The sequence below is a fragment of the Proteus mirabilis ATCC 29906 genome (assembly GCF_000160755.1).
Lineage (GTDB): Bacteria > Pseudomonadota > Gammaproteobacteria > Enterobacterales > Enterobacteriaceae > Proteus > Proteus mirabilis.
The window spans coordinates 47,554-72,931 of record NZ_GG668579.1 but is presented as its reverse complement, the minus strand read 5'-3'; the positions used below and the strand labels follow the sequence as shown (position 1 = coordinate 72,931).

18 protein-coding genes and 3 tRNA genes are annotated in these 25,378 nt (G+C 40.1%); 15 read left to right on the top strand and 6 right to left on the bottom strand.

Going from position 1 to position 25,378, the window contains the following annotated elements; genetic code table 11:
- Positions 1 to 30: 30 nt before the first annotated feature.
- The 12 genes from lgt (at position 31) to recD (ending at position 17,393) form a co-directional block, all read left to right on the top strand.
- Positions 31 to 915, top strand: a complete 885-nt coding sequence (lgt, locus tag HMPREF0693_RS11330; RefSeq protein ID WP_004245522.1) for a prolipoprotein diacylglyceryl transferase — start codon at positions 31 to 33, stop codon at positions 913 to 915.
- 31 nt (positions 916 to 946) lie between these two features.
- Positions 947 to 1,798: a thymidylate synthase gene (locus HMPREF0693_RS11325; RefSeq protein WP_004245521.1), complete on the top strand. Its 852-nt coding sequence runs from the start codon at positions 947 to 949 to the stop codon at positions 1,796 to 1,798.
- Between the two features lie 177 nt (positions 1,799 to 1,975).
- Positions 1,976 to 2,509, top strand: a complete 534-nt coding sequence (abiEi, locus tag HMPREF0693_RS11320) for a type IV toxin-antitoxin system AbiEi family antitoxin (RefSeq protein ID WP_004245520.1) — start codon at positions 1,976 to 1,978, stop codon at positions 2,507 to 2,509.
- Positions 2,502 to 3,431, top strand: a complete 930-nt coding sequence (locus HMPREF0693_RS11315) for a nucleotidyl transferase AbiEii/AbiGii toxin family protein (protein ID WP_004245519.1) — start codon at positions 2,502 to 2,504, stop codon at positions 3,429 to 3,431. Before abiEi ends, HMPREF0693_RS11315 begins: the two co-directional genes overlap by 8 nt.
- A gap of 229 nt (positions 3,432 to 3,660) precedes the next feature.
- Positions 3,661 to 4,140: a prepilin-type N-terminal cleavage/methylation domain-containing protein gene (locus HMPREF0693_RS11310; RefSeq protein WP_036932437.1), complete on the top strand. Its 480-nt coding sequence runs from the start codon at positions 3,661 to 3,663 to the stop codon at positions 4,138 to 4,140.
- The gene (locus tag HMPREF0693_RS11305) at positions 4,134 to 4,772 is read left to right on the top strand and encodes a prepilin peptidase-dependent protein (RefSeq protein WP_004245517.1); all 639 of its coding nucleotides are present in this window, start codon (positions 4,134 to 4,136) and stop codon (positions 4,770 to 4,772) included. Before HMPREF0693_RS11310 ends, HMPREF0693_RS11305 begins: the two co-directional genes overlap by 7 nt.
- Entirely contained in the window at positions 4,769 to 5,227 is a 459-nt protein-coding gene (locus HMPREF0693_RS11300) for a DUF2509 family protein (RefSeq protein WP_004245516.1), read from the top strand. Before HMPREF0693_RS11305 ends, HMPREF0693_RS11300 begins: the two co-directional genes overlap by 4 nt.
- Positions 5,228 to 5,267: 40 nt before the next feature.
- Positions 5,268 to 5,552, top strand: a complete 285-nt coding sequence (locus HMPREF0693_RS11295; protein WP_004245514.1) for a hypothetical protein — start codon at positions 5,268 to 5,270, stop codon at positions 5,550 to 5,552.
- 15 nt (positions 5,553 to 5,567) lie between these two features.
- The gene (gene recC, locus HMPREF0693_RS11290) at positions 5,568 to 8,945 is read left to right on the top strand and encodes an exodeoxyribonuclease V subunit gamma (protein ID WP_004245513.1); all 3,378 of its coding nucleotides are present in this window, start codon (positions 5,568 to 5,570) and stop codon (positions 8,943 to 8,945) included.
- 15 nt (positions 8,946 to 8,960) lie between these two features.
- Complete coding sequence (gene ptrA, locus HMPREF0693_RS11285) at positions 8,961 to 11,849, top strand: pitrilysin (RefSeq protein WP_004245512.1); 2,889 nt, start codon at positions 8,961 to 8,963, stop codon at positions 11,847 to 11,849.
- Entirely contained in the window at positions 11,846 to 15,484 is a 3,639-nt protein-coding gene (recB, locus tag HMPREF0693_RS11280) for an exodeoxyribonuclease V subunit beta (protein WP_004245511.1), read from the top strand. The genes ptrA and recB overlap by 4 nt, the downstream gene beginning before the upstream one ends.
- Positions 15,477 to 17,393 carry an exodeoxyribonuclease V subunit alpha gene (recD, locus tag HMPREF0693_RS11275; RefSeq protein WP_004245508.1) on the top strand — a complete coding sequence of 639 codons (1,917 nt, stop codon included), beginning with the start codon at positions 15,477 to 15,479 and terminating at the stop codon, positions 17,391 to 17,393. Before recB ends, recD begins: the two co-directional genes overlap by 8 nt.
- A 98-nt stretch (positions 17,394 to 17,491) precedes the next feature.
- On the opposite strand, the gene argA is transcribed toward recD, so the two are convergent.
- Positions 17,492 to 18,826, bottom strand: coding sequence for an amino-acid N-acetyltransferase (gene argA / locus HMPREF0693_RS11270; RefSeq protein WP_036895561.1), 1,335 nt, complete (start codon positions 18,824 to 18,826; stop codon positions 17,492 to 17,494).
- Between the two features lie 244 nt (positions 18,827 to 19,070).
- Here argA and amiC point away from each other — a divergent pair, with 244 nt between their 5' ends.
- Positions 19,071 to 20,333, top strand: a complete 1,263-nt coding sequence (gene amiC, locus HMPREF0693_RS11265) for an N-acetylmuramoyl-L-alanine amidase AmiC (protein WP_004245505.1) — start codon at positions 19,071 to 19,073, stop codon at positions 20,331 to 20,333.
- 205 nt (positions 20,334 to 20,538) lie between these two features.
- On the opposite strand, the gene HMPREF0693_RS11260 is transcribed toward amiC, so the two are convergent.
- The 3 genes from HMPREF0693_RS11260 to HMPREF0693_RS11250 form a co-directional block, all read right to left on the bottom strand.
- Positions 20,539 to 20,615: transfer RNA gene (locus tag HMPREF0693_RS11260), tRNA-Met, on the bottom strand.
- A 21-nt stretch (positions 20,616 to 20,636) separates the two neighbouring features.
- A tRNA-Met gene (locus HMPREF0693_RS11255) sits at positions 20,637 to 20,713 on the bottom strand.
- Positions 20,714 to 20,754: 41 nt separating this feature from the next.
- A tRNA-Met gene (locus tag HMPREF0693_RS11250) sits at positions 20,755 to 20,831 on the bottom strand.
- 257 nt (positions 20,832 to 21,088) lie between these two features.
- Between HMPREF0693_RS11250 and mltA the strand changes: the two genes are divergently transcribed.
- Together mltA and tcdA are read left to right on the top strand one after the other, a co-directional pair.
- The gene (gene mltA / locus HMPREF0693_RS11245) at positions 21,089 to 22,183 is read left to right on the top strand and encodes a murein transglycosylase A (RefSeq protein WP_004245504.1); all 1,095 of its coding nucleotides are present in this window, start codon (positions 21,089 to 21,091) and stop codon (positions 22,181 to 22,183) included.
- Between the two features lie 108 nt (positions 22,184 to 22,291).
- Entirely contained in the window at positions 22,292 to 23,140 is an 849-nt protein-coding gene (gene tcdA, locus HMPREF0693_RS11240) for a tRNA cyclic N6-threonylcarbamoyladenosine(37) synthase TcdA (protein ID WP_004245501.1), read from the top strand.
- Between the two features lie 202 nt (positions 23,141 to 23,342).
- Here the strand turns inward: tcdA and csdE are convergent, their stop codons facing one another.
- Both csdE and csdA read right to left on the bottom strand, forming a co-directional pair.
- Complete coding sequence (csdE, locus tag HMPREF0693_RS11235; RefSeq protein WP_004245500.1) at positions 23,343 to 23,786, bottom strand: cysteine desulfurase sulfur acceptor subunit CsdE; 444 nt, start codon at positions 23,784 to 23,786, stop codon at positions 23,343 to 23,345.
- 2 nt (positions 23,787 to 23,788) lie between these two features.
- Positions 23,789 to 25,003, bottom strand: coding sequence for a cysteine desulfurase CsdA (gene csdA / locus HMPREF0693_RS11230; RefSeq protein WP_004245499.1), 1,215 nt, complete (start codon positions 25,001 to 25,003; stop codon positions 23,789 to 23,791).
- Positions 25,004 to 25,378 lie beyond the last annotated feature (375 nt).

Sequence of the window (25,378 nt, the reverse complement as noted above, 5' to 3'; positions counted from 1 at the left end):
AAAATCATTAATAAAGTGAAGTAGGGAAGAATGAGTATAAACTACCTTAAATTTCCAGAAATCGATCCAGTTATGTTTTCTATCGGGCCAGTATCTTTGCACTGGTACGGCATGATGTATTTGATTGGATTTGTGTTTGCATTATGGCTAGCAAACCGCAGAGCGGCAAAACCTAACAGTGGTTGGCAAAAAAGTGAAGTCGAAACATTACTTTATGTAGGGTTTGTGGGCGTGTTTATTGGTGGGCGTCTAGGATATGTTTTATTCTATAACTTACCGGTATTTTTAGACAATCCACTTTACCTATTTAAAGTCTGGGATGGCGGAATGTCCTTCCACGGTGGCTTAATTGGGGTGATCTGCGCCATGATTTGGTTTGCTCGTCGCACTAAACGTCACTTTTTTCAAGTCGCAGACTTTGTTGCTCCATTAATTCCATTTGGTTTAGGTTTAGGACGTATTGGTAACTTTATTAATGGAGAGCTTTGGGGGAGAGTCACCTTAGATACCCCGTGGGCGATTTTATTCCCAGGCTCCCGTGCAGAAGATCTACAGCTTGTCGCGCAAGATCCCACTACACTATTACCTATCATTCAGCAATACGGCGTATTGCCTCGCCACCCATCGCAACTCTATGAAATGTTCCTAGAAGGCGTGGTATTATTTATTATTCTGAATATCTTTGTGCGCAAAAATCGTCCTATGGGCAGTGTATCGGGGTTATTCTTAATTGGTTATGGTGCTTTCCGTATTATTGTTGAATTCTTCCGCCAACCTGATGCGCAATTAGGTTTATTTAGCGGTATCAGCATGGGGCAAATTCTTTCCATTCCAATGATAATATTAGGCATTATCTTTATGGTGTGGGCGTATCGTCGCGATAAAGCCACTCCACAGACGCCAACAACACACTAACTATTATTAGCTAACCAAAAAGAGAGACTACATGAAGCAGTATCTGGCATTGTGTCAACGCATTATCGATGAAGGTGAATGGATTGATAATAAACGGACAGGAACCCGTTGTTTAACGGTGATAAATGCCGATCTGGAATATGATGTTGCCAATAACCAATTTCCACTCATAACAACGCGTAAAAGTTTTTACAAAGCCGCGATTGCAGAACTATTAGGGTACTTACGTGGTTATGATAATGCAGCACAATTTCGTGCTATTGGCTGTAATACGTGGAACGCGAATGCTAATGAAAATAGCGCATGGTTAAATAATCCGCATCGTAAGGGTGAAGATGATATGGGCCGAGTCTATGGTGTTCAAGGACGCCAATGGCAACGCCCTGATGGCTCGCACTTTGATCAATTACGTAAAGTGGTAGATAACTTAACTAACGGTATTGACGATCGTGGTGAGATAGTCACTTTTTATAATCCCGGAGAAACAGCGTTAGGGTGTTTACGTCCATGCATGCATACACATACTTTTTCATTGCTCGGTGACAGGCTTTATTTAACCTCATATCAACGTAGCTGTGATGTCCCATTAGGGTTGAATTTTAATCAAATTCAATGCTTTGTATTATTAGCGCTGGTGGCTCAAATCACAGGGCATAAACCAGGTAAAGCATTCCATAAGATAGTTAATGCTCACATTTATGAGAACCAATTACCTCTGATGCGTGATGTTCAACTAAAAAGAGAGCCATTGCCATTACCTAAGCTACATATTAATCCAAACATTAAGACATTAGATGATATAGAAACTTGGGTCACGACAGATGACTTTAGTGTTGAAGGTTATCAGTGTCACGAGGCGATAAAATACCCGTTCACGGTGTAGTTTAACTCACTGATTTGGTTTAACACTTAATAACCCCCAATAGTTGAATTCAATTATTGGGGGTTTTTGATATACAAAACACCCCCTTTATTGGGGTTTATTTGTATATCAAGGTAATGTACTATACTCAAATATACAAAATACCCCCTCGTTGGGGGTGATTTAGTAGAGGTTGATATGGAGTTAATAAGAGCAATTAATGTTTTTAACAAATTCAGTAAGCAAGGTAGAAATATCTTCCTCACCAAAGATTTAAAAATGCTTTTTCCTGATGAGTCTCCGAAAACATTACAAAAATCAGTTGACCGGCTGATCGCGCATGATGTGCTACGCCGAGCATCAAAAGGTGTATATATCTATACTCAAGGTTCATTGGGGCCTTACCCTTTAGAACGTCTGGCCGAAAATATTCGACGAGGCCACTACAACTACATTAGTTTGGAATCCGCTCTATCTCAGTACGGTGTAATTTCACAGATCCCCATCGACAGACTTACGATTATGTCCACAGGCCGGTCTGGAGAGTTTGTAACGCCTTGGGGCGTTATTGAGGTTACCCATACTGCCAAGAAGCCTCTTGAAATACTCAATACTACGGTGGAAGGAAGGGGGCCATTAAGAATTGCAACAAAGGAGACTGCCATTAAGGATCTAATGAAGGTTGGCAGAAATACACACCTCATCCAACGTGAGGAATTAAACTATGTCTGATTTTGTCAATTTTAATGAGCTAGTTGACAGCATTGTCATCGAAAAGGATTACGGCGCGAACAGGCCTGTCGTGGAAAAAGAATTGCTACATTATGACATTCTTTATGCTCTTTCCGCCACAGGGCTTTTAAAGCACATCACATTTCAGGGCGGTACATCGCTTAGGCTTTGCTATGGATCAAACAGATTTAGTGAAGATCTGGACTTTGCTGGTGGTCGTGACTTCTGTTCAGCGCAACTGCTTGAGATTAAAGCGTGTATTGAGAAATATGTTGGTGAACGATATGGCTTGGAGGTTGTGGTTAAAGAGCCAAAAGAGCTAAGAAAAGAACCTGATTATGCAGATGTAAAAGTCGATAAGTGGCAAATATCAGTGACTACCAATCCAGGAAAAAAAGACCTACCAAAGCAGAAGATCAAAGTGGAAATAGCCAACATTCCTGCATACACCAACACCCTTCGAACGCTTGTTAAAAACTATGAGCAGCTTCCTAGTGGCTATTCTGACCTGATTATTAGAGTGGAAGAGCTCACGGAGGTCATGGCTGATAAATTGGTTTCATTCCCAGCAACAACCTCACGTATTCGGTATAGAGATATGTGGGATTTGGTGTGGTTGCACCAGAAAGGGGTTAAACCAGACGCTGAACTGGTAATGAAAAAGGTTGCCGATTATAAGCTCAATGAGCATTTTGAGGAATGGTTGCAAGCAAGAATTGAGTCTTTGCCTGCATTGGTTGCGAGTGAAAAGTTTAAGGGAGAGATGAAGCGATTCTTACCTGTGTCTGTCGTAGATAGAACTCTCCTTCACCCAGATTTTCTTGAATTTTTACAAATTACTCTTCATGAACTGCTAGTCACTATCCAAACAGATATTTATGGAAGTAAAGATCCGAAGCCAGTAAAAAAATTTGAAATGTAGCACTCCAGCTAAGCCCGAACCTTTGAAGTGACCCCCAATAGTTGAATTCAATTATTGGGGGTTTTTAATATCAAAAAATCGTCATTTTATTGTTATTAACTTAAAAAAATATCGTATTGCGTAACCTCTCTTAAATTTGATGAGCTTTGATTTACCTATCTGGTTTTTGCCTGCATTGTTATTGAGATAAAACAGTAAAAATGACAAGGAAAACAAGCAGGAGGCATGGATGACAGGCAATCATTATTCCCATTCTAAACATTTAGGGAGTAGCTTATTCGAGGTGCTTATTGTTATGGCTATAGTAGCAATATTGAGCGCTTTATCTTTGAACTCATATCATCAGTTGTTACGCCAACGCCAGTTAGTTCAAAGTGTAAGAGAAGTGATGGCGTTTTTAGCTTATCAACAACAACGCTCACTGCTCTTTAATTGCAAAGTGCAAATTGTATTGTGGCTATCACCTATCAATAAATTAGAGGCAAAATCGTTAACAACATCCACAACCAAAGAAAGTATTCAATTAGGGTTAAGCAATCAGCTTATTCGCTCTACAGCAACACGCTTTACATTTTGTGGCTTACGCCAAACATTACGACCGATGCATTTTGTGCTGTCAAATGGTGATGAAGAGGTCAAAATTATTATCTCTTCATTAGGGCGTATTCGAGCGTGCAGTCAGACAATAAAGGCATTTTCAGTATGCTAAAGCGTCCTTTGTCTATTCAATATCATGATTTTGCGGGTTTTATGTTGATGGAGTGCCTCTTTGTGATGACGATAAGTAGTCTTTTATTAGTTTGTATTGGACGTTCTTATCCTTATATTATCAATGAGTTAACTTCTTCTTATCAACAATATCGTTTAGAGATTTATCTAAAACAGCGTTTGCAGTTACTGGAAACGCAATTAAGGCGAGCAGGGTACTGCAATGGTGATTGCACTGTTAAAAAGGCTTCTTTACCTGTACCACTTAAAATAGGTCATTATCCTTATCACCCTCATGGCTCTTGTGTTTTGTTTGTTTACGATATGAACAATAACGGCCGTTGGGAGAGTCCAGAAGAACAAGAGAGTGATTACTTTGGTTTTAGATTAAAAAACGGTCAGCTTGAACAACGTCGTGGTGTGCAAAATTGTGATTCAACAGGATGGCAACAGATCTTCGAAAAAGAAGAAATTGAGGTGACAGAATTTATCTTAACTCCCTATACACACTATTCTCCAATAAAAAAACGTGCATTTAACTATCTATCATTATCATTAAAATTCCAAGCAAAACAAAATATTAACCTAAAAGTACACTATCAAACATCAATACTATTAAGGAATATTTCGTGATAACGACACAGGGAACAATAAAGGAGCAACAGGGTGTCATCGGTCTGATGGCTGCAGTAGGTTTTATGGTGATAAGTTTATCGTTACTGACAAGTTTTGCTTATCATTATCGTCAATGTCAATTAATGGTGATGCAAGAGTTACAAGCAAAGCAGACCTTTTTATTCGCTGGATCTGCGTTGTCATGGGGAATGACCTTAACATGGGATTTATCGCCTTCTCGTCTTTACCAATGGCAATGTCGTACTTTTACTGCTGAGCCTAATATGAAAAGCTGTTTCTCTTTGAGAGGAAAGACAAGCGCTTTACTACTCGGAGAGGCTAAAAGTCATAGCGGAGATAAGATATCTCATTATCAATGGATTAATCTGGTTGGTAAGGAAAAACTGCATATTGAAGCCCAACCGAATGGTTGGCTAGACTACTGTCCACTAGTTAAAGAAGGCTGTATTTGATAATAAATACTTAATTAATCATGAAAGAAAAGAAGATAGTATGCTAATTAATATGGTGTCAGTATTGCTATTCTTTAATATTAGCTTTGTCGCTATTATAGGGTATAGCCAAGCCTTAAAAGTTGATTTTCAGCGCTTAGTGGCTATCCAACAAGCCGGAGCGTCTCTTTTTGCTTTTTATGGGCAAATGTCATTCAACTCTGTTGATAACCTTAAAATAATGACACAATCACTTATTGAAGCGGAAGGCTGTCAAAAAATAGAGGGATCGATAACCCACCATTCAGGTTATGTGACACGCTTATACCATTGGTCATGTGATTAATAAAATGAGGATCTGATGTTCCATATTTACCATTCAAATCAATTATCACTACTTAAATCACTGATGGTACATTTTATGCAAAATCGGCCACTATCATCGCCTTTTGAGCAAGAAGTGATTTTAGTGCAAAGTCCCGGAATGTCGCAGTGGTTACAAATCCAATTAGCAGAAAGTTTGGGTATTGCTGCTAATATCCGTTATCCATTACCCGCTACTTTTATTTGGGAAATGTTTACTCGGGTATTATCAGGTATACCTAAAGAAAGTGCGTTTTCTAAAGATGCCATGACATGGAAACTAATGGCATTATTGCCTAATTACCTTGATGATCCGGCATTTAAACCCTTGCTACATTATCTTAAAGATGATGAAGACAAACGTAAATTACATCAACTAGCGGGGCGTGTGGCGGATCTCTTTGACCAATATCTGGTTTATCGTCCCGATTGGTTGTCGGCATGGGAAAATGATCAACTAATTGATGGCTTGAGTGACAATCAATACTGGCAAAAAACACTGTGGTTGGCACTGCAACGCTATACAGAAGATCTTGCGCAACCTAAATGGCATCGTGCTAATCTTTATCAACAATTTATTTCTACTTTGAATGATGCGCCAGTAGGGGCGCTTGCGCACTGTTTTCCATCGCGTATTTTTATTTGTGGTATTTCAGCATTGCCACAAGTCTATTTGCAAGCACTGCAAGCAATCGGCAGACATACCGAAATCTATTTATTGTTTACTAATCCTTGCCGCTATTACTGGGGAGATATTCAAGATCCAAAATTCCTCGCTCGTCTAAATAGTAGAAAGCCTCGACATTATCAGCAACTTCATGAACTACCTTGGTTTAAAGATGAACAAAATGCATCGACACTATTTAATGAAGAAGGGGAGCAAAATGTCGGCAATCCACTATTAGCGTCTTGGGGAAAGTTAGGTAAAGATAATCTCTATTTTCTTTCTGAGCTTGAATATAGCGATGTGTTAGATGCTTTTGTTGATATACCAAGAGATAATTTATTACATCAACTTCAGGCCGATATACTTGATTTAGAGGATTTTTCACAAATAGGTCAGACGCTTGAGGATTACCAAAGTAGTGAAAAAAAACGGATCATCGCCAATGATGATCGTTCTTTGACCTTTCATGCTAGCCATAGCCCACAACGGGAAGTTGAGGTATTACAAGACCAATTATTGCATCTCCTCGAGCAAGATGCTGATTTATTACCGCGAGATATTATTGTTATGGTGGCGGATATTGATAGCTATACGCCCTATATTCAAGCCGTATTTGGTAATGCGCCCGCAGAGCGTTATATTCCTTTTGCCATTTCAGACCGAAAAGCTCGCCAAGTACATCCTGTCTTACAAGCTTTTATCACTTTATTAGAATTACCTCAAAGCCGTTTTACCGCAGAGCAAGTGCTTGCATTACTTGAAGTACCCGCCTTAGCTGCACATTTTGCCATTTTTGAAAATGAGTTGAAGCTACTACGGCGCTGGGTTGAAGAGTCAGGTATACGTTGGGGATTAGATGATGAAAATGTGGCCTCCTTTTTATTACCTGTGACAGGAAAAAATACGTGGGAGTTTGGGTTATTAAGGATGCTTCTTGGTTATGCGATGGACAGTGAGGCAGGGCCGTGGCAAGGGGTACTGCCTTACGATGAATCAAGTGGCCTAGTCGCTGAGTTAGCAGGGCATCTAGCAGATTTTTTATATACCTTAAGTGAATGGCGAACACGATTAAGCGAAACTCGAAACTTAGAAGAGTGGCTTGATATTGGTCAACAGCTTGTTGATGCCTTTTTTGACACTGATGAAGAGACAGAGCTGGTATTGGCGCTTATCACACAACAGTGGCAAAAGGTGATAAAAAATGGTCTAGAGGCGCACTATCAACATGAAATTCCATTAGTGCTGATCCGCGATGAACTTACAGTGCGTTTTGATGATGAGAAAATTAGCCAACGCTTTTTAGCCGGAAGCCTTAATTTTTGCACCTTAATGCCAATGCGTTCAATTCCATTTAAAGCAGTCTGTTTATTGGGAATGAATGATGGGGTCTACCCACGTAATATTCAGCCATTAGGATTTGATTTAATGGCAGAAAAACGTCGTCGAGGTGATAGAAAACGTCGTGATGATGATCGCTACCTGTTTTTAGAAGCATTAAGCTCAGCAGAAAAATACCTTTATATCAGTTATATTGGTAAGTCTATTCGTGACGATCGCGAATGTAATCCTTCGGTATTGATTAAAGAGTTACAAGATTATATTGGGCAAAATTTCCGTTTAAGGGAAGATGCATCATTAAATGTTGATGACAGTGCGCAGCGTATCATCAGCCACTTATTAACCCAACATAGTCGAGTGCCTTTTGCGCCAGAAAACTTTAAAACGGATGCTCTATATCGCTCTTATGCCGCTGAATGGTTACCCGCAGCAAGTGGGAAAGGGACTGCTCACCAAGCATTTTCAACGCCATTAAATAAAAAAATTGAGAAAGTCTCTTTAGATGAACTATCACGCTTTTATCGCCATCCCGTACGTGCTTTTTTCCAGCAAAGTCTAAAAACGAATTTTGTTATTGAAGAGACCGAGCTACCGGAAGAAGAGCCTTTTGTCATTAATGCATTACAACGTTATCTATTAAACCAATGGTTATTAAAAGCCTTAATCGAAGGGACATCAACAGAAGCACTTTATGAACGCATTAAAGCTGCTGGAAAATTACCAGCTAGTGCGTTTGGTCAAATTTATTGGGAGCAACAAATAGAAACGTTGCAACCTTTAGCCGAAAAAGTCAGAAGTGAACGTTTAGCAACCCATTCTGTCACAATAGAATACCAATTTAATACGATCCCATTAATTGGTCGTTTAAATGAAGTACAAGCCGATGGGTTACTCCGTTGGCGACCCGCCACATTAACAGCTAATGATCTACTGCAATTATGGATAGAACATCTCGTGTACTGCTTAAGTGGTGGAACTGGCGAAAGCCGTTTTTATGGTAGAAAAGAGTCGCAATGGTGTCTATCACCGGTGTCTGCGGATATTGCGTATTCAACCCTTGAAAGATTGATCCAAGATTATCAAACAGGGATGAATACACCTTTAGCCTTATTCGCCAACAGTGGTTGGGCTTGGTTACAAGCTTGCTTCGATAAAAAAACACAGACGTTTTTATTTGATGATGAAGAGATACAAAACAAGGCAGAATTGGTATTAACGCAATATTTAACCGATAGCTATAACCGAGAAGGTGAAATGAATGATATCTATATTCAACGTGTATTTCATCAGCTTGATGCACCTTTTCTTGAGGCAGTAAAACAGACCACGTTAGCCATATTTAAGCCAATCATTCCATTTATAAAAAAATAAGGGAGCTCATATCAGATGAGAAAATACTTATCGCAACTTTGGATTATGTTGCTATTGATGCTAGTCAGTATCAACAGCTTCGCAACAGATCCACTTTGGCAAGTATTGCCGGATAGCATTGAAAAAAGTGAAAGTGATCCACGTGATTATCAGGCTATTAAATTAGCTAATGATATGACCGTATTACTGGTTTCAGATAAAAAAGCGGTCAAATCATTAACCGCCGTTGCTCTGCCTGTCGGTGCATTAGAAGATCCAGATAGCCAACAAGGTCTTGCCCACTATTTAGAACATATGGTGTTAATGGGCTCGACCAAATACCCAAAATCAGGGGATCTGACAGAGTTTTTAAATAAAAATGGTGGCTCTCATAATGCCAGCACAACCACTTACCGCACCGCATTTTATTTAGAAGTTGAAAATAGTGCCATTAATGAAGCAGTTGATCGTTTGGCAGATGCATTAGCGGAGCCATTACTTGATCCTAAATATGCTGATCGTGAACGTAATGCGGTTAATGCGGAATTAACCATGGCTCGCTCCCGCGATGGAATGCGTTTTTGGCAAGTGAGAGCCGAAACTTTGAATCCGGCTCATCCAAGCTCTCGTTTTATGGGAGGAAACTTAGAAACATTAAGTGATAAGCCAGAGAGTAAATTACAAGATGAATTAGTGAAATTCTATCAAACATACTATTCTGGTAACTTAATGAATGGGGTGATTTATAGTAATAAATCACTGGACGAACTCGCTAAATTAGCGGCTGATACTTTTTCCCGTATTCCTAATAAAAACACCCAAGCACCAGTAACGACGGTGCCTGCGATGACAGAAAAAGAAAAAGGGATAATGATCCACTTAGTCCCAGCTCAGCCACAAAAAACCTTACAAATCGAATTTGGTATTGATAATAATCTTGCCGATTTTCGCAGTAAATCAGATGAATATATTGGCTACCTTATTAGCAATCGTAGCACGGGTACACTAGCAACTTGGCTACAAGAGCAAGGATTAGCAGAGAATATTAGTACTTCATCTGAATCCTATATCGATCGCAACCAAGGTTCATTTACCATTTATGTTTCTTTAACAGACAAAGGCCTTGCTGAGAAAGATAAAGTTATTTCAGCGATTTTTTCTTATATTCAACTGATCCAAAATAAAGGGGTCAGTGAGCGCTATTTTAAAGAAATAGCCAATGTGCTTGACCTCTCATTTCGCTATGGCTCTATTGTCAGAGATATGAACTATATTGAAGATATCTCCGATATGATGCTGCGTTATCCGATTAAAAATATTCTTAATGCAGATTTTATTGCCGATGACTATCAACCTTCTGCGATCCTTTCTCGCCTAGGATCGCTTACACCAGAAAATGCGCGTATTTGGGTGATTAGCCCTAATGAGCCTTCAAATAAGCAAGCTTATTTTGTTCATGCACCTTATCAAGTGGATAAAATTACTGCGAAGCAATTAGCTTCATGGCAGGAATTAGCCAGCGACATCTCATTGTCATTGCCGACACTAAACCCTTATATTCCTGATAATCTGTCACTTATTGATGCTGATAGTAACATCACTAAGCCTCAATTATTATGGCAAGACAGTCATGCTCGGTTATTCTATATGCCATCGCACTATTTTTCTGATGAGCCGAAAGCCAGTGTGACGTTAAGTTTAGTGAACAAAAATGCAGATCGCACAGTTAAACAGCAAGTTATACAAACATTGACCAATTACCTTGCTGATCTAACCTCTAGTGAATTGGCTTATCAAGCTTCTGTTGCCGGCATGAATATCTCCTCTTCTTCTGGGCGTGGAGTCGATTTCTCAGTCAATGGTTATACTCAACATTTACCAGAGCTAGTAAATGCCACACTAAAAAGCTATATAACGTTTGAAGCTACTCAGCAAGAGCTTGATCAAGCTAAATCTTGGTATCGTGAACAACTGGAAGTGACGCATAACCTTAAAGCGTATGATGCTGCAATGTTACCTGCCCGTCGCCTAAATACGATCCCTTATTATGAAGAAGCCGATAAACTTAAGGCGTTAGAGTCGATAACGTTACAAGATATTAAAGATAATCGTCGTGATGTCATTGAAAATGCAGCGCTTCAAGCATTAATTATCGGTAATTTAACGCCAGAGCAGAGCCGTGAGATAGTTAAATCGGCACAAGCATTATTAGGCAATAAAGGAACAGAATATTGGATTGGCGACACATTAGTTTTTGATAAATTAAATCAAGTTACATTCCAAAATAAATCTAAAAGTACCGATAATGCGCTAGGGGAATTGTTTATCCCTGTTGGCTATGAGCGTCTACAAGGAAAAGCGATTACATCAGTATTATCCTCTATCGTGCATCCTTGGTTCTTTGAACAACTCAGAACAGAAGAGCAATTAGGTTATGCGGTCTTTGCTTTCCAAGCTTCAATGGGCGAGCAGTCCGGTTTAGGCTTTTTACTGCAAAGTAATGCTAAACCACCAGTTTATCTCAATGAGCGTTATCATGCATTTTATCAACAAGCTTATGATCGTTTGAAAAAGCTAAGTGAAGTTGAATTTAATCAATATAAAAAAGCCATTATTGATGAAGTAAAACAACCACCGCAAACATTTTATGAAGAGGTTTCTCTTTATCGTAATGATTTTTATCGTAATAACTTAAAATATGATGGTCGTGAGAAGTTTTTAGCCCAACTGAATAAGGTAACGCTAAAACAAGCAATCGAATTTTATGAAAAAGCGATAATTAAACCGACAGGACTCGTGTTTGTTTCACAAATAATCGGGAAAGAGGGTAACAACGCTGATTATGCGCAAAATAAACAGTGGAAAATCTATTCAACCGTGAGTGAATTACAAAAAACATTACCTGTTGAGGAAATTAAAGAGTGAGTGAAGTGATACAGGCACAGGTATTAGATCCCTATACACTTCCTTTGTATCAAAGACGCCTCATTGAGGCGTCTGCGGGAACAGGGAAAACGTACACTATAGGGTTATTGTATTTACGATTACTGCTTGGATTAGGGGGCGAGTCAGCATTTCATCGCCCCTTAAGTGTTGAAGAGATCTTAGTCGTTACTTTTACCGAAGCGGCAACGGATGAATTACGCGCCCGTATTCGTCAAAATATTCATCAGTTAAGGCTAGCCTGTATCCGTCATCAAGTAGAAAATGACAATAACGCTTACCAAATATTATTAGATCAAATCCCGAATAAAATGGTGGCGGCGCAATGGCTATTAGAAGCTGAGCGTCAAATGGATGAAGCCGCTATTTATACTATTCATGGTTTTTGTCAGCGCATGTTAGCCACTAACGCTTTTGAATCTGGTGTATTGTTTGAACAGGTGTTGATCCAAGATGAATATGAGTTAAAAAAACGTGTCTGCGCTGATTTTTGGCGCAGGCACTGTTATCCCCTTTCTTATGATGTTGCCTATGCGGTAAGCGAAATTTGGTCTGGCCCTGAGCAACTGCTTTATGAAATTCAACCCTATTTACAAGGCGAATGCCCCGAAATTCAAGGTATTGATTTCGACGCTAAAAAAGAGACTGTTGAACAGCGTCATCAAGCAGTCATTGAGGCCATTGATAAAGTTAAAGCACTATGGCGTCATCATTGCAATGAAATTGCAGATTGGATAACTTCATCTGGTGTTGATAAACGCAGTTACAGTAGTCGTTTCTTACCTAAATGGATCGATGAAATCACCGCATGGGCCACTCCACTCGAAACCAAAAGTTATCAGTTACCTGACTGTTTAAGTCGTTTTTCGCAAGCAACCCTACATGAAAAAACTACAAAGGGTGCTGCGCCTGAGCACGCTTTATTTGCGGAAATCGAACTACTTTGCCAACAAAGTTTAACGTTACGTGATGTGATCATTGCCAATGCCATTCCTGAAATACGCCAAGGGATAGAAAATGAAAAAATGCGTCGTGGTGAGTTGGGATTTGATGATCTGTTAACGCGTCTCGATAAGGCATTGCAACGAGAAGGTGGCGAAGCATTAGCAGATGCTATTCGCCAACGTTATCCTGTTGCGATGATTGACGAATTTCAGGATACCGATCCTCAGCAGTATCGTATTTTTGATACTATCTATGGTGAGCATACAGAGAGTGGTTTGCTATTTATTGGTGATCCCAAACAAGCCATTTACGCTTTTCGTGGTGCAGATATCTTTACCTATATTCGGGCACGGCAACAAACCGATCACCACTATACATTGAATACTAACTGGCGCTCGGCTCCGGGTATGGTAAGTGCAGTTAATAAACTGTTTTTACGTTCTAAAACCCCTTTTTTGTTTGATCATATTCCTTTTATTGAGGTCAATTCGGCTGAAAAAAATCAGCATATGAAGTTTATTTACCAGCAAAAAACGGTTGCCCCATTAAATTTTTGGTTAGCTGAAGGTGAAAGCCTTTCAACTGGTAATTATGAACAATTAATGGCCTCGCAATGTGCGATGCAAATTCGTGACTGGTTATCAGCTGGTGACAATCAACAAGCTTGGTTAATCGAACAAGATAATAAAAGAGCTGTCACATCTGCCGATATTGTGGTGCTAGTGCGTAGTCGCCGAGAAGCATTATTGATCCGAGATGCATTAGATCTGTTATCTATCCAATCAGTATTTTTATCCAATAGAGAAAGTGTGTTTGAAACCAATGAAGCCAAAGATCTACTTTGGTTACTACAAGCAGTGGTAACCCCTGAAAAAGAACGGGTGTTAAGAGCTTCTCTTGCCAGTGCACTGTTTGGATTTAACGCACAACAAATTGATGAACTTAATCAAGATGAACAGCGTTGGAACCGCTATGTGGAGCAATTCGCTGATTATTTTGTCTTGTGGCAAAAACGTGGTGTGTTACCTATGCTACGTAAAGTCATGATAGAAAACCAAATCGCTGAGAACTTACTCGCAAGCCAAGCAGGAGAACGACGTTTAACCGATATCATGCATATTGGTGAGTTGCTACAAGAAACATCATTACAGCTTGATAGCGAGCACGCCCTTATTCGTTGGTTAGCCCAGCAAATTTCTCGACCAGATGCACAAGCGGAAAGTCAGCAAATGCGTTTGGAAAGTGATAAAAATCTAGTGCAAATTTGTACCATTCACAAATCTAAAGGATTGGAATATCCCATTGTTTGCCTACCTTTTGCCTGTAATTATCAAGAACAAAAGGGCGCGCTTTATCATGATAGAGATGAATTTTACGCAAAACTAGATATTTTTAATCAACCTGATAGCGTGCGTCTTGCTGATGAAGAGCGATTGGCAGAGGATTTACGCTTGTTGTATGTGGCATTAACTCGGGCGAAATTTTGTTGTTATGTTGGTGTTGCGCCTTTGGTTAAAGGAAATAAACGTAAGTCAGGATTAACTGATTTGCATAAAAATGCGCTGGGATATCTGTTGCAGCATGGGGAAGAGGGTAATAGTGAGCTATTACATCAATCCATTAATCAATTGCTTGATGACAATATAAAAGTGATCACGTTAGGTGATACCTCAACGCATCGATATCAATCTCCACACACAACGAATATTGCTTTAGATGCCGCCATATTTAAGCGAAAAATTAATGATAATTGGCGTATCACCAGTTATTCGGGATTAACGGCACAACACTCTGCTCGTGGATATCTATTTGATAGTGCTGATTTGGATGCCTTGGTGCAATCTATCGCTCCGGGCTTAGATACCGATGCTAAAGGTGAGAAAACGGCGCAACACAGCGATGAACTCTCTATTCATCACTTCCCTCGTGGTGCAGTCGCGGGGACATTTTTACATAGCTTGCTTGAAGAGCTTGATTTTTCACAACCTATTGATGAAAGTTGGATGCAAGAGCAACTTATTGCCCAAGGTTTTGAGGAAAAATGGACGCCATTGTTGGTGGCTTGGATGGAAACCCTTTTTCACACCCCATTAAATGCGCAAGGCTTATGTTTAGCTGATATTCCCAAGGAGCATCAACTCGATGAGCTACAATTCTATCTGCCTATTGAAAAAGAGATGTCGGCGGCACAGTTAACAGCATTAACCCGTCAATACGATCCTTTATCTGCGCAATGTCCAGCCCTCAATTTTCAGCAAGTGCAAGGCATGCTAAAAGGTTTTATTGACTTAGTATTTTGTTGGGAGGGTAAGTATTATGTGGTTGACTATAAATCTAACTGGCTTGGTGAATCGAGTGAGGATTACACGCAAGAGGCGATGAGCAATGCAATGCGCGATCATCGTTATGATTTACAGTATCAACTCTATACTTTAGCGCTACATCGATTTTTACAACAACGCTTACCTGATTATGATTATCAACGTCATTTTGGTGGGATCTGCTATCTCTTCTTACGTGGTATTGATGCTGACTACCCGGGCAATGGCGTCTATACCTATCTCCCTGAAGAAAAGTTTGTAGAAGCATTAGATGCGCTATTTAAAGGGGAAGCGCTTGAGGTTAACGGCAGTAAAGTGAACGCGCTGGGTGAGAACAATTCAAATGATTAAATTATTAGAACAAGCAATTGCACAAAACCTATTGCGCCCATTAGATTTACGTTTTGCTCAAATGCTGGTGGCAGATGAAAATCCTATCCTACTGTTTATTTTTGCCTATCTTAGTGCTCAAACAGGGGCGGGCCATGTTTGCTTACCGTTAAATATCATACAACAAGATAAATTGTTTGATGGACGACACACCGAGCTTTCACAAGCCATTTGGCAGAAAATGGCGCAACCATCAGCGAAAGAAATACTGGCAGAGCTTAATCAGAGCGAGTGTGTTAATCAAGGCCATAGTGATCTACCTTCACCTATTATTCTCGATAACGGATTACTTTATCTACAAAGAATGTGGCGTTATGAAGAGCTAGTTGCGCAATTTTTTCGCCAAGAGCAACGGGTGGTTGATATCGATGAAAATCAATTAACAAACGTATTAAATCAACTTTTCCCAAGCGTTAAAACACATGCTGAAACTAACTGGCAAAAAGTCGCCGCAGCGGTTGCTATTACAAGCCCTATTTCGATTATTTCGGGTGGCCCAGGGACAGGAAAGACCACGACAGTAGCAAAGATTTTAGCTGCTTTTGTCATGCTAACGGCGAATGAAAAACCCATTATTCAACTAGCCGCACCCACGGGAAAAGCGGCAGCTAGATTGACCGAATCATTAGGTAAAGCATTAGCGCAATTGGCACTAAGTGAAGAAGAGTTAAAATGGATGCCCGATCAAGCGCAAACCATTCATCGCTTATTAGGTGCCCAACCGGAAAGTCAGCAAGTTCGTTATCATCGCGATAATCCGCTACAACTTGATATCTTGGTTATAGATGAAGCTTCTATGGTGGATTTACCGATGATGGCGCGTTTAATTGAGGCTTTACCGGAACATTGCCATGTTATTTTTCTGGGAGATAAAGATCAGCTCGCTTCGGTAGAGGCGGGAGCTGTTTTAGGGGATATTTGTCGTTTTGCGGATCAGGGGTTTAGCCAACGCCGTTTTGAGCAGATTGATCGCTTAACACAAGGTGAATTACAGAAAGATCCCGCTTCTATGACGACTTCTACTACGCCAGTTTCGGTGGTCAGTGATTCACTATGCTTACTGCGTAAAAGTTATCGTTTTGGCTCACATTCAGGTATTGGTCAATTAGCTTTTGCAGTTAATCAAGGACAAGTAAAGAGTGCTATGACGTTACTGAAAAAAGCGACAGTAACACAAGAGAGCACTGAGCGAGAAAAACATACCGATCCGCAGGACATCGAATTTATCTCATTAGACACCGATGAGAGCTATATGAAGATGCTTCAAGATGTTGCTAAGGCTTATCATCACTATCTATCGTTAGTCGCGCAAAAAGCAGCACCAGAGACTATCCTTCATAGCTTTAATCAATATCGTTTATTGTGCGCCTTGCGAGAAGGGCCTTTTGGTGTCACAGGGCTAAATGAACGTATTGAGATGCTGTTACATCGCCAACGCTTGATACGACGACCTATAAATAGTTATCAGCGGGAGTATATTGGGCGACCAATTATGATCCAGCGTAATGACAGCACATTGGGGCTATTTAATGGTGATATCGGCATTATGCTTAATAACGATGAAGGGGAAATGAAAGCTTTCTTTCAGTTGCCTGATGGCACATTGAAAGCTATTCAACCTAGTCGTTTACCGCAACATGAGACTGCTTATGTGATGACAGTACATAAATCACAAGGTTCGGAATTTACCCATACGGCACTGGTGTTGCCGACACAATTTTCTCCTATTGTTAGCCGAGAATTACTCTATACGGCGATAACGCGAGCCAAGCAGAAGCTATCACTTTATTCTTCTGAATATATGGTGAAAATGGCGATCCAAACACGTATTCAACGCCGCAGTGGATTAGTTAAAAAACTGCGTTACTGAGTGATTTTTTAATTTAATACGAATTAATATAATTATAGTGAATAGCAAAAGACAGGCTTTGAGAGGGGGAGCCTGTCTTTTTTACTTTATTAATAAAACTACTCTTTATGTAGATCTAAAATTAAGATCTTAGAGCGGCGCTGATAATTATACAGAGCCTGTTTTTCAATAGGTAATTTATCGATTTCAGCAGGCGTAAAGCCTTTTTCTTGGAACCAATGAATACTACGAGTCGTGAGCACAAATAATTTATCTAACCCCATCTGTTTAGCTTGGGTTGATATGCGTTGTAACAACACTTCACCTCGACAAGAGCTACGATAATCAGGATGAACGGCGACACAGGCCATTTCACCTATTTTTTCAGACTGATAAGGATAGAGAGCGGCACAAGCAATGGTGAGATTATCGCGCTCAATAATAGTGAATTGATCAATTTCCATCTCAAGTTGCTCTCTTGAGCGACGTACTAAAATGCCTTGTTGCTCTAATGGACGAATAAGCTCTAATATGCCACCAATATCATTAATATTGGCGCGGCGGACTTTCTCGGCACTTTCCATCACAATCTGCGTACCAATACCGTCACGAGAAAATAACTCTTGAACAATGGCACCATCCGCTTGATAGCTTAATAAATGGCTACGCTCAACACCACGACGGCAGGCTGTTACCGCACCTCGTAAAAAACGTACAGTACCTGAGTGATAATCGCCTGTAGTTTGTAATGCTTGAATTCGTTCTTCTGCTTGATTAGGTAAGAGTTCAGACACAATCTGGCCACTTGCATCTACAACCCCTTGCGAAGAGCAAAAGCCAATAAGCTTTTGTGCTTTAAGTTTGATAGCTAGCTGGGTTGCGACCTCTTCAGAGGTTAAATTAAAACTTTCCCCTGTAACAGAGACGGCAACAGGGCCAATTAACACAATGGCATTGTTATCTAACTGACGATGAATGGCCTCTTCATCAATACGGCGAATTTTACCGCTATGGCAATAATCGACCCCATCATCGACACCTAAAGGTTGGGCAATGACAAAATTACCGCTAACCACATTAATATGCGCTCCTTGCAAGGGCGTATTACTTAAACTCATTGATAAACGAGCAGTAATATCGAGTTGTAAGGTACCGGCAGATTGTTTAACTACTTCAAGGGTTTTACTATCAGTAATTCGTGTGTGTTTATGATAGAGCGGAGAAATTTTTTGCTCTTCAAGAGCCATGTCGATTTGTGGTCTAGCGCCGTAAACCACCACTAACCGTATTCCTAAACTATGCAATAAACCAATATCGTTAATGATCGAGGGAAAGTTCTCATGGGCTATTGCTTCTCCCCCTAGCATAATGACAAATGTTTTACCTCTATGTGCATTGATATACGGAACCGAGTGTCGAAAACCATCGACCAATTCGGTGCTACGCTCTTTCATAAAGCCCCTCTCAAGTGAATTTTTATTCGCATTTAATGTATTTTTATTCTTTTTGAGCGGAAATGGCAAGTAAAATCCGATCTTACTGTTTTAACAGAAGGCAGAATATTTGTATAAAAGTGTGTAATTGTGCTGTTTTTAAGTGACAGTGAAGTGTGGATTCGGTAAAGTTTTTCGTTCAGATATTTTTTGACCGTCTGTTTTAGCACTTTTTGATGTTAATCGTTTTTTTTGGAATATTTTCATGAGTCATTCAGAACATAATCAAACACGTCGTCGTCTTATTAAAGGAATTGGCGCGTTATTGTTATTAAGTGTTAGTCCTGTTGGCTTAGCGGCAACATCATCAGTGGTTGCCGTCAGGGTATGGCCTGCATCGACTTATACACGTGTGACTATCGAATCAAGTAGACCCTTGAAATATCGCCAGTTTGCGTTATCAGCACCAGATAGAATTGTGGTTGATCTTGAAGGTATCCAACTGAATAGCGTTCTGAAAGGTATGGCTAGTCAAGTGCAAACAAACGATCCTTACTTAAAACTTATTCGTGTCGGTCAAAATACCCCAACTACGGTTCGTTTAGTGTTTGAAATTAAAACCCCCGTTCAGCCACAAATGTTTACTTTAAAACCCGTTGCTGAATTTAAAAATCGCTTAGTGCTCGATTTCTATCCAAGCCATGCGGCGACGAGTGAAGATGATCCGCTATTAGCGCTATTGCGTGAATATAACGAAGGGGATTTACAACAAGCTGTGCCTGAACAAACGGATACGCGTAAGCCCGGAAGAGCAGGACGAGATAGGCCGATTATTATCATGATTGACCCCGGTCATGGTGGTGAAGATCCGGGAGCGATGGGGAAATATAAAACTCGTGAGAAAGATGTTGTACTACAAATTGCCCGTCGCTTAAGAGCATTGATTGATAAAGATGCCAAAATGAAAGCTTATATGACGCGTAATGAGGATGTGTTTATCCCCTTAAAAGTGCGAGTAGCGAAAGCGCGGAAAATGCAGGCTGATCTCTTTGTCTCTATTCATGCAGACGCATTTACCAATCGCTCGGCTAGAGGCTCTTCGGTTTTCGCGCTATCCAAAACAGGCGCAACAAGTAATACCGCACGTTACCTAGCTCAAACCCAAAATGAAGCGGATTTAATTGGTGGGGTGAGTCGAAGTGGTGATCGCTATGTTGATCACGCAATGCTTGATTTAGTACAGACCGCGACAATTAATGACAGCCTAAAATTTGGTAGTGAGGTATTAAAATTATTAGGTGGCGTGAATAAGCTACATAAAAATAAGGTCGATCAAGCCGGATTTGCGGTTTTAAAAGCCCCTGAGATCCCTTCTATTTTAGTAGAGACGGCTTTTATTAGTAATATTGAAGAAGAGCGAAAGCTCAAAACGGCTAAATTCCAGCAACAAGTTGCTGAATCTATTTTCAAAGGTATTAAAGCCTATTTTGCTAATGGTGGTGAACTGACATTAGCTGATCGAGGCTGATCTCGCTATACAACTACAACTTATTTTTGAGACTTCTAGTGGGAAATAAATAGTTATTTTCTACTAGAGGTAACAACTTATTATTTTTTATCCAATAAGTTAAATCATAACTCAGTAACAGGGAGTATATTGGTTATTGTAAATAGAGTAGGGATTAAGAGAGTATTTAATGGGAATTTGTAGAAAATAGAATTAGGGAAAGGATTGGTTGCGGGGGCCGGATTTGAACCAACGACCTTCGGGTTATGAGCCCGACGAGCTACCATGCTGCTCCACCCCGCGTCCGAAAATATTTATAGAAATTGGTTGCGGGAGCCGGATTTGAACCAACGACCTTCGGGTTATGAGCCCGACGAGCTACCAGACTGCTCCATCCCGCGACTGAATCTATAAATTTTAACTTACTGCGTATGTTGTGAATTGGTTGCGGGGGCCGGATTTGAACCAACGACCTTCGGGTTATGAGCCCGACGAGCTACCAAGCTGCTCCACCCCGCGTCTCCACAGAGGGGCACTATACTCAGGATCTGATAACTTGCAAGTTTTTTATGTAATTTTTGCCATTTTCTTTTAAAAACGGTCAGAAATAATACACAGAGGTGTAATTTTAGACAGTTATACTTTAGATAACACACTAAATGGTGAAGCCGATAATTAAAAAAACCGCAACCACTTCTGTATCGATATCTTTCTTGATTTGGCTTTGGTATCTTTCTTGTCATCAACTCTTTTTAAAGTAGGAATATAAGTAAAAAATGGTTACTTGGCGAAAATCGTTGCTTTTGGGGATATTAGCGCTTGCCTTAACAGGCTGCCATCGTCCAACAGATCAGGGGCAACAGTATAAAGATGGTAAGCTTAAACAAGATCTTATTGAAGTTAACTCGCCAAATACGCAAGGCAAGCCCATTAATGGCTCAGATTACCTTGAACAAATTAACCAAATAAATCAAACATCTTCACGTCTATACAATAGTAATCAAGATACTTATCAAGCAGTGGAAAATTGGTTACGCTCAGGGGCAGATACGCGTCAATTACGTCAATTTAATATCGCAGCCTTTCAAATGGAAGGGGAAGATAATTATGGGAATGTAAAATTTACCGGATATTATACCCCTGTTTTAGAAGCACGTTTAACGCCACAAGGTGACTTTAAATATCCGCTCTACCGCATGCCAGCCAAAGTGCGTGGTAAATTGCCTTCACGAGCGGCTATCTATAACGGTGCTTTAAGTCCCACTTTAATTGCCGCTTATAGTAACTCCATCATGGATAACTTTATGATGGAAGTGCAAGGCAGTGGCTATGTCGATTATGGTGATGGTAAACCTTTAACCTTCTTTGGTTATGCTGGGAAAAATGGTCATCCCTACCGCAGTATTGGTAAAGTGCTGATTGATAATGGTGAAGTTGAAAAAGAAGCGATGTCAATGTTGGCAATTAGAGAGTGGGCTGATAAGCATAGTGAACAAGAAGTCAGAAAATTATTAGAACAGAACCCCTCTTTCGTTTTCTTTAAACCTGAACCTTTTACGCCAGTAAGAGGGGCAAGTGCTATTCCGCTGATTGCTAAAGCGTCAGTGGCTTCTGATAGAAGTATTATCCCCGCAGGAACCGTATTATTAGCGGAAATCCCTATTTTAGATAATACCGGTAAGTTTACTGGACAATACCAAATGCGTTTAATGGTTGCTTTGGATGTGGGGGGAGCCATTAAAGGACATCATTTCGATATTTATCATGGTATTGGTAAAGAAGCCGGACAAATGGCGGGTTTTTATAATCATTATGGACGTGTATGGGTATTAAAAAAATCGCAACCCACCTTACTGAACCCCATACAGTAAAACGATTGACTATTTATATTGTCATATTAACGGTAAAATGAGCAAACGCCATGGCTATTGATTAACAATAGCCATGATTATTTCTGCTATCTAGGTTGTTATCGCATTATGCAAAATTCATTATCAGACTCCTATCTGCAACGCTTTTCTGGTATTGGCCGTCTTTATGGACAACAAGCGCTGTATTATTTTTCTCAGGCACATATTTGTGTTGTCGGCATTGGTGGCGTTGGTAGCTGGGCTGCAGAAGCCTTAGCTCGCAGTGGGATCGGCGCTATTACGTTAATTGATATGGATGATGTGTGTGTCACCAATACCAATCGACAAATTCATGCGCTAAAAGAGCATGTCGGCCAGCCTAAATGTGAAGTGATGAAGCAGCGAATTTTGCAAATTAATCCTGAATGCAAAGTTACTTGTATTGATGATTTTGTTACGGTTGATAATGTGGCAGAAATGATGCAAAACTCATTTGATTATGTGATTGATGCTATTGATAGTGTTAGACCAAAGGCCGCATTATTAGCTTACTGTCGTCGCTATAAAATTCCTGTTATCACCACTGGTGGCGCAGGCGGACAGATTGATCCAACTCAAATCCAAGTCGTCGATTTAGCGAAAACCATTCAAGATCCATTAGCCGCTAAATTACGTGAGCGTTTAAAATCTGATTTTAATGTTGTGAAAAATAGCAAAGGTAAATTAGGCATAGATTGTGTTTTTTCAACCGAGCAATTAGTCTACCCTCAAGGAGATGGTACGGTGTGTGCGGCCAAAAGTACTGCTGATGGTGTCAAGCGTATGGACTGCTCAGCGGGTTTTGGCGCGGTGACAATGGTAACTGCTTCCTTTGGTTTTATTGCCGTTTCTCATGTATTAAAGAAGATGTTAGCTAAGGCGCAACGTACTCGTCATACTTCAAGTTGTAGCGTTGTTGACCGCATTCATTCGCACTAGTCACATACTGATGTATGCTCCTAGCGACTCATTCACTTGTCGCCTAGCTACACCTTGAATTATTTAGAGTATTTAGCTGTTAGCTATTTAACTTCAAGTTGTAGCGATGATGATGGTGCTCAATCGCACTAGTCACCTAGTTGCACTTTGGAGCATTTAAGCGTATTGATCCACCATACAACAAGCTGTACACATTGACTTGTTAGGGTTGAGATGTCTGTGTCAGCGACGTTAATCGCGCAATAATGGCATTGACACCATCAGTGCGTGATTGACTAATTTGATTAGCCAATCCTAATTGTTCAAAAATAGCTAATATATCGATATTGGCTATTTCTTGTGCTGTTTTATTCTCAACTGTTGTTAAAATAACCGCCAGTAAGCCTTTTACAATTCGCCCATCACTATCACCATAAATATGGTATTTGCCGTCATTGTTTAACTCAACACCTAGCCATACTCTATTTTCGCACCCTTTGATTTCGTTTTCTGTTGTTTTTAATTCATCAGGTAATGCGGGTAATTTTCTTGAAAGTTGGATCAATTGACGATATTTATCTTCCCATGATTTAGATTTCTGGAAGTCTTGAAATAATCCATCTAAGGTAATGTCATGACCAAAAGGGTGTTGTGTATTATTACTCATATTTAATCTTCATCTTTTAATAAGGACAGTGCGAATTTAACCGCATCAACTAACCTATCAATATCAGAAAGTTGATTATATGGCATAAAAGAAGCGCGTAAACAGCCAGAGATGGTTAAAGCATCGATTAAGGGTTGTGCGCAGTGTTGCCCTGTGCGTAAAGCAATACCTTGTTCCGCGATTAATGCCGCTAAATCACTGTGATGAATACCCTCAAAATTAAAAGCGAGTACCGGTGAATGAGGCGCGCGGTAACTGATAAACCCCTCTAATTGCTCAAGACGCGCCTGTGCTTCATCTGCCAGAGTTAAGGCGTATTGATTGGCTTGCGCCATATCTTGCGTTTGTAACCAATCTAATGTTGCTGAAAAAGCAATTACAGCAGCTATGTTAGGGGTGCCTGCTTCAAAGCGATGAGGAATAGCCGCGGGTACAAAACCGTTAAAGCTTGCCGTGGTTAACATTTTTCCGCCCCCTTGCCACGCAGACATCACTTCTAAAAGTTCGCGCTTTCCATAACATACGCCAAGGCCATTGGGACCATATAATTTATGGGCAGAGAAAGCATAAAAATCGATATCAAGGGCGCTGATATCCGTTGCATGATGAGCTATGCCTTGTGCACCATCAACCACGAGTAAACAGTCATCATATTGATGTACACATTGAGAAACTTTATCTAAGGCGATTTGTGCACCGGTGATATTCGACATTTGGCTTATTGCCACTACTCTTGTTCTTGCCGTAAGTAATGTCGTCAGTGTGGCGATTGAAGGTAAAAAGTTATCTTCAATCGGCCAGCGAATAATTTTGGCCCCAGTCTGCTCTGCTAACATTAACCAAGGAATAAGATTGGCGTGATGCTCTTGTTCGCTAACAATAATTTCATCACCGGCTTGTAATCGTGGGCGGAAATAGCCTTGAGCAATAAGATTAAGTGAGCCTGTGGTGCCTTGCGTCCAAATAATAGTATCGCTATCTGCGACGTTAAGTAATTGAGCGACTTGCTGACGTGCTTGCTCAAAGTGTTGTGTCATCTTTTTAGCTTGTTGATATTGGCTACGGTGAACCGTCGCTGAGCTATGGCGATAAAATTTATCTGAAGCTTCAATCATAGCTACAGGTTTTAACGCGGTAGCCGCACTATCAAGATAAACAATATTTTCCTCAATAGCAGGAAATTGTTGGCGAAAAACAGTAGGGGAAAATGGTTTCATAATGAGCTTGTGTTAGTCAGTCTAGAAAACGCCGTTATAGTAAGTAAAAACCTAACCGCGAGATTATACGGTTAATAATATTTATTTATAATGAAATTGCTAATTTGTTTACTGTGAATTGCGATAGATTCTTATGGTAACACGATAAAGGTGAGCTTGTTTATAGCATCGAAAATGGAATAGATGTTTATCTACTGAGCGCTGTTATTGCCTATGGGGAAAAGATGTTGCACTTTTTTAGCATAATAATAGCTAAGTAGGTGCGCATTTAGCATAAAAATAGGATGTGCAGTCCGTCAGCGTTGCGAAGTTAGAGAAAAATAATATATAAAAAAAGCACCGCCTTGGCGGTGCATTATAAAATCACTATGGACA

Bases quoted from the DNA above. Each gene is read 5' to 3' on its own strand.
- csdA (WP_004245499.1), bottom strand. From the start codon at position 25,003: ATGAAACCATTTTCCCCTACTGTTTTTCGCCAACAATTTCCTGCTATT.
- argA (WP_036895561.1), bottom strand. From the start codon at position 18,826: ATGAAAGAGCGTAGCACCGAATTGGTCGATGGTTTTCGACACTCGGTT.
- tcdA (WP_004245501.1), top strand. From the start codon at position 22,292: ATGCAAAATTCATTATCAGACTCCTATCTGCAACGCTTTTCTGGTATT.
- lgt (WP_004245522.1), top strand. From the start codon at position 31: ATGAGTATAAACTACCTTAAATTTCCAGAAATCGATCCAGTTATGTTT.
- csdE (WP_004245500.1), bottom strand. From the start codon at position 23,786: ATGAGTAATAATACACAACACCCTTTTGGTCATGACATTACCTTAGAT.
- HMPREF0693_RS11310 (WP_036932437.1), top strand. From the start codon at position 3,661: ATGACAGGCAATCATTATTCCCATTCTAAACATTTAGGGAGTAGCTTA.
- amiC (WP_004245505.1), top strand. From the start codon at position 19,071: ATGAGTCATTCAGAACATAATCAAACACGTCGTCGTCTTATTAAAGGA.
- ptrA (WP_004245512.1), top strand. From the start codon at position 8,961: ATGAGAAAATACTTATCGCAACTTTGGATTATGTTGCTATTGATGCTA.
- HMPREF0693_RS11305 (WP_004245517.1), top strand. From the start codon at position 4,134: ATGCTAAAGCGTCCTTTGTCTATTCAATATCATGATTTTGCGGGTTTT.
- abiEi (WP_004245520.1), top strand. From the start codon at position 1,976: ATGGAGTTAATAAGAGCAATTAATGTTTTTAACAAATTCAGTAAGCAA.
- HMPREF0693_RS11325 (WP_004245521.1), top strand. From the start codon at position 947: ATGAAGCAGTATCTGGCATTGTGTCAACGCATTATCGATGAAGGTGAA.
- recD (WP_004245508.1), top strand. From the start codon at position 15,477: ATGATTAAATTATTAGAACAAGCAATTGCACAAAACCTATTGCGCCCA.
- HMPREF0693_RS11315 (WP_004245519.1), top strand. From the start codon at position 2,502: ATGTCTGATTTTGTCAATTTTAATGAGCTAGTTGACAGCATTGTCATC.
- mltA (WP_004245504.1), top strand. From the start codon at position 21,089: ATGGTTACTTGGCGAAAATCGTTGCTTTTGGGGATATTAGCGCTTGCC.
- HMPREF0693_RS11295 (WP_004245514.1), top strand. From the start codon at position 5,268: ATGCTAATTAATATGGTGTCAGTATTGCTATTCTTTAATATTAGCTTT.
- recC (WP_004245513.1), top strand. From the start codon at position 5,568: ATGTTCCATATTTACCATTCAAATCAATTATCACTACTTAAATCACTG.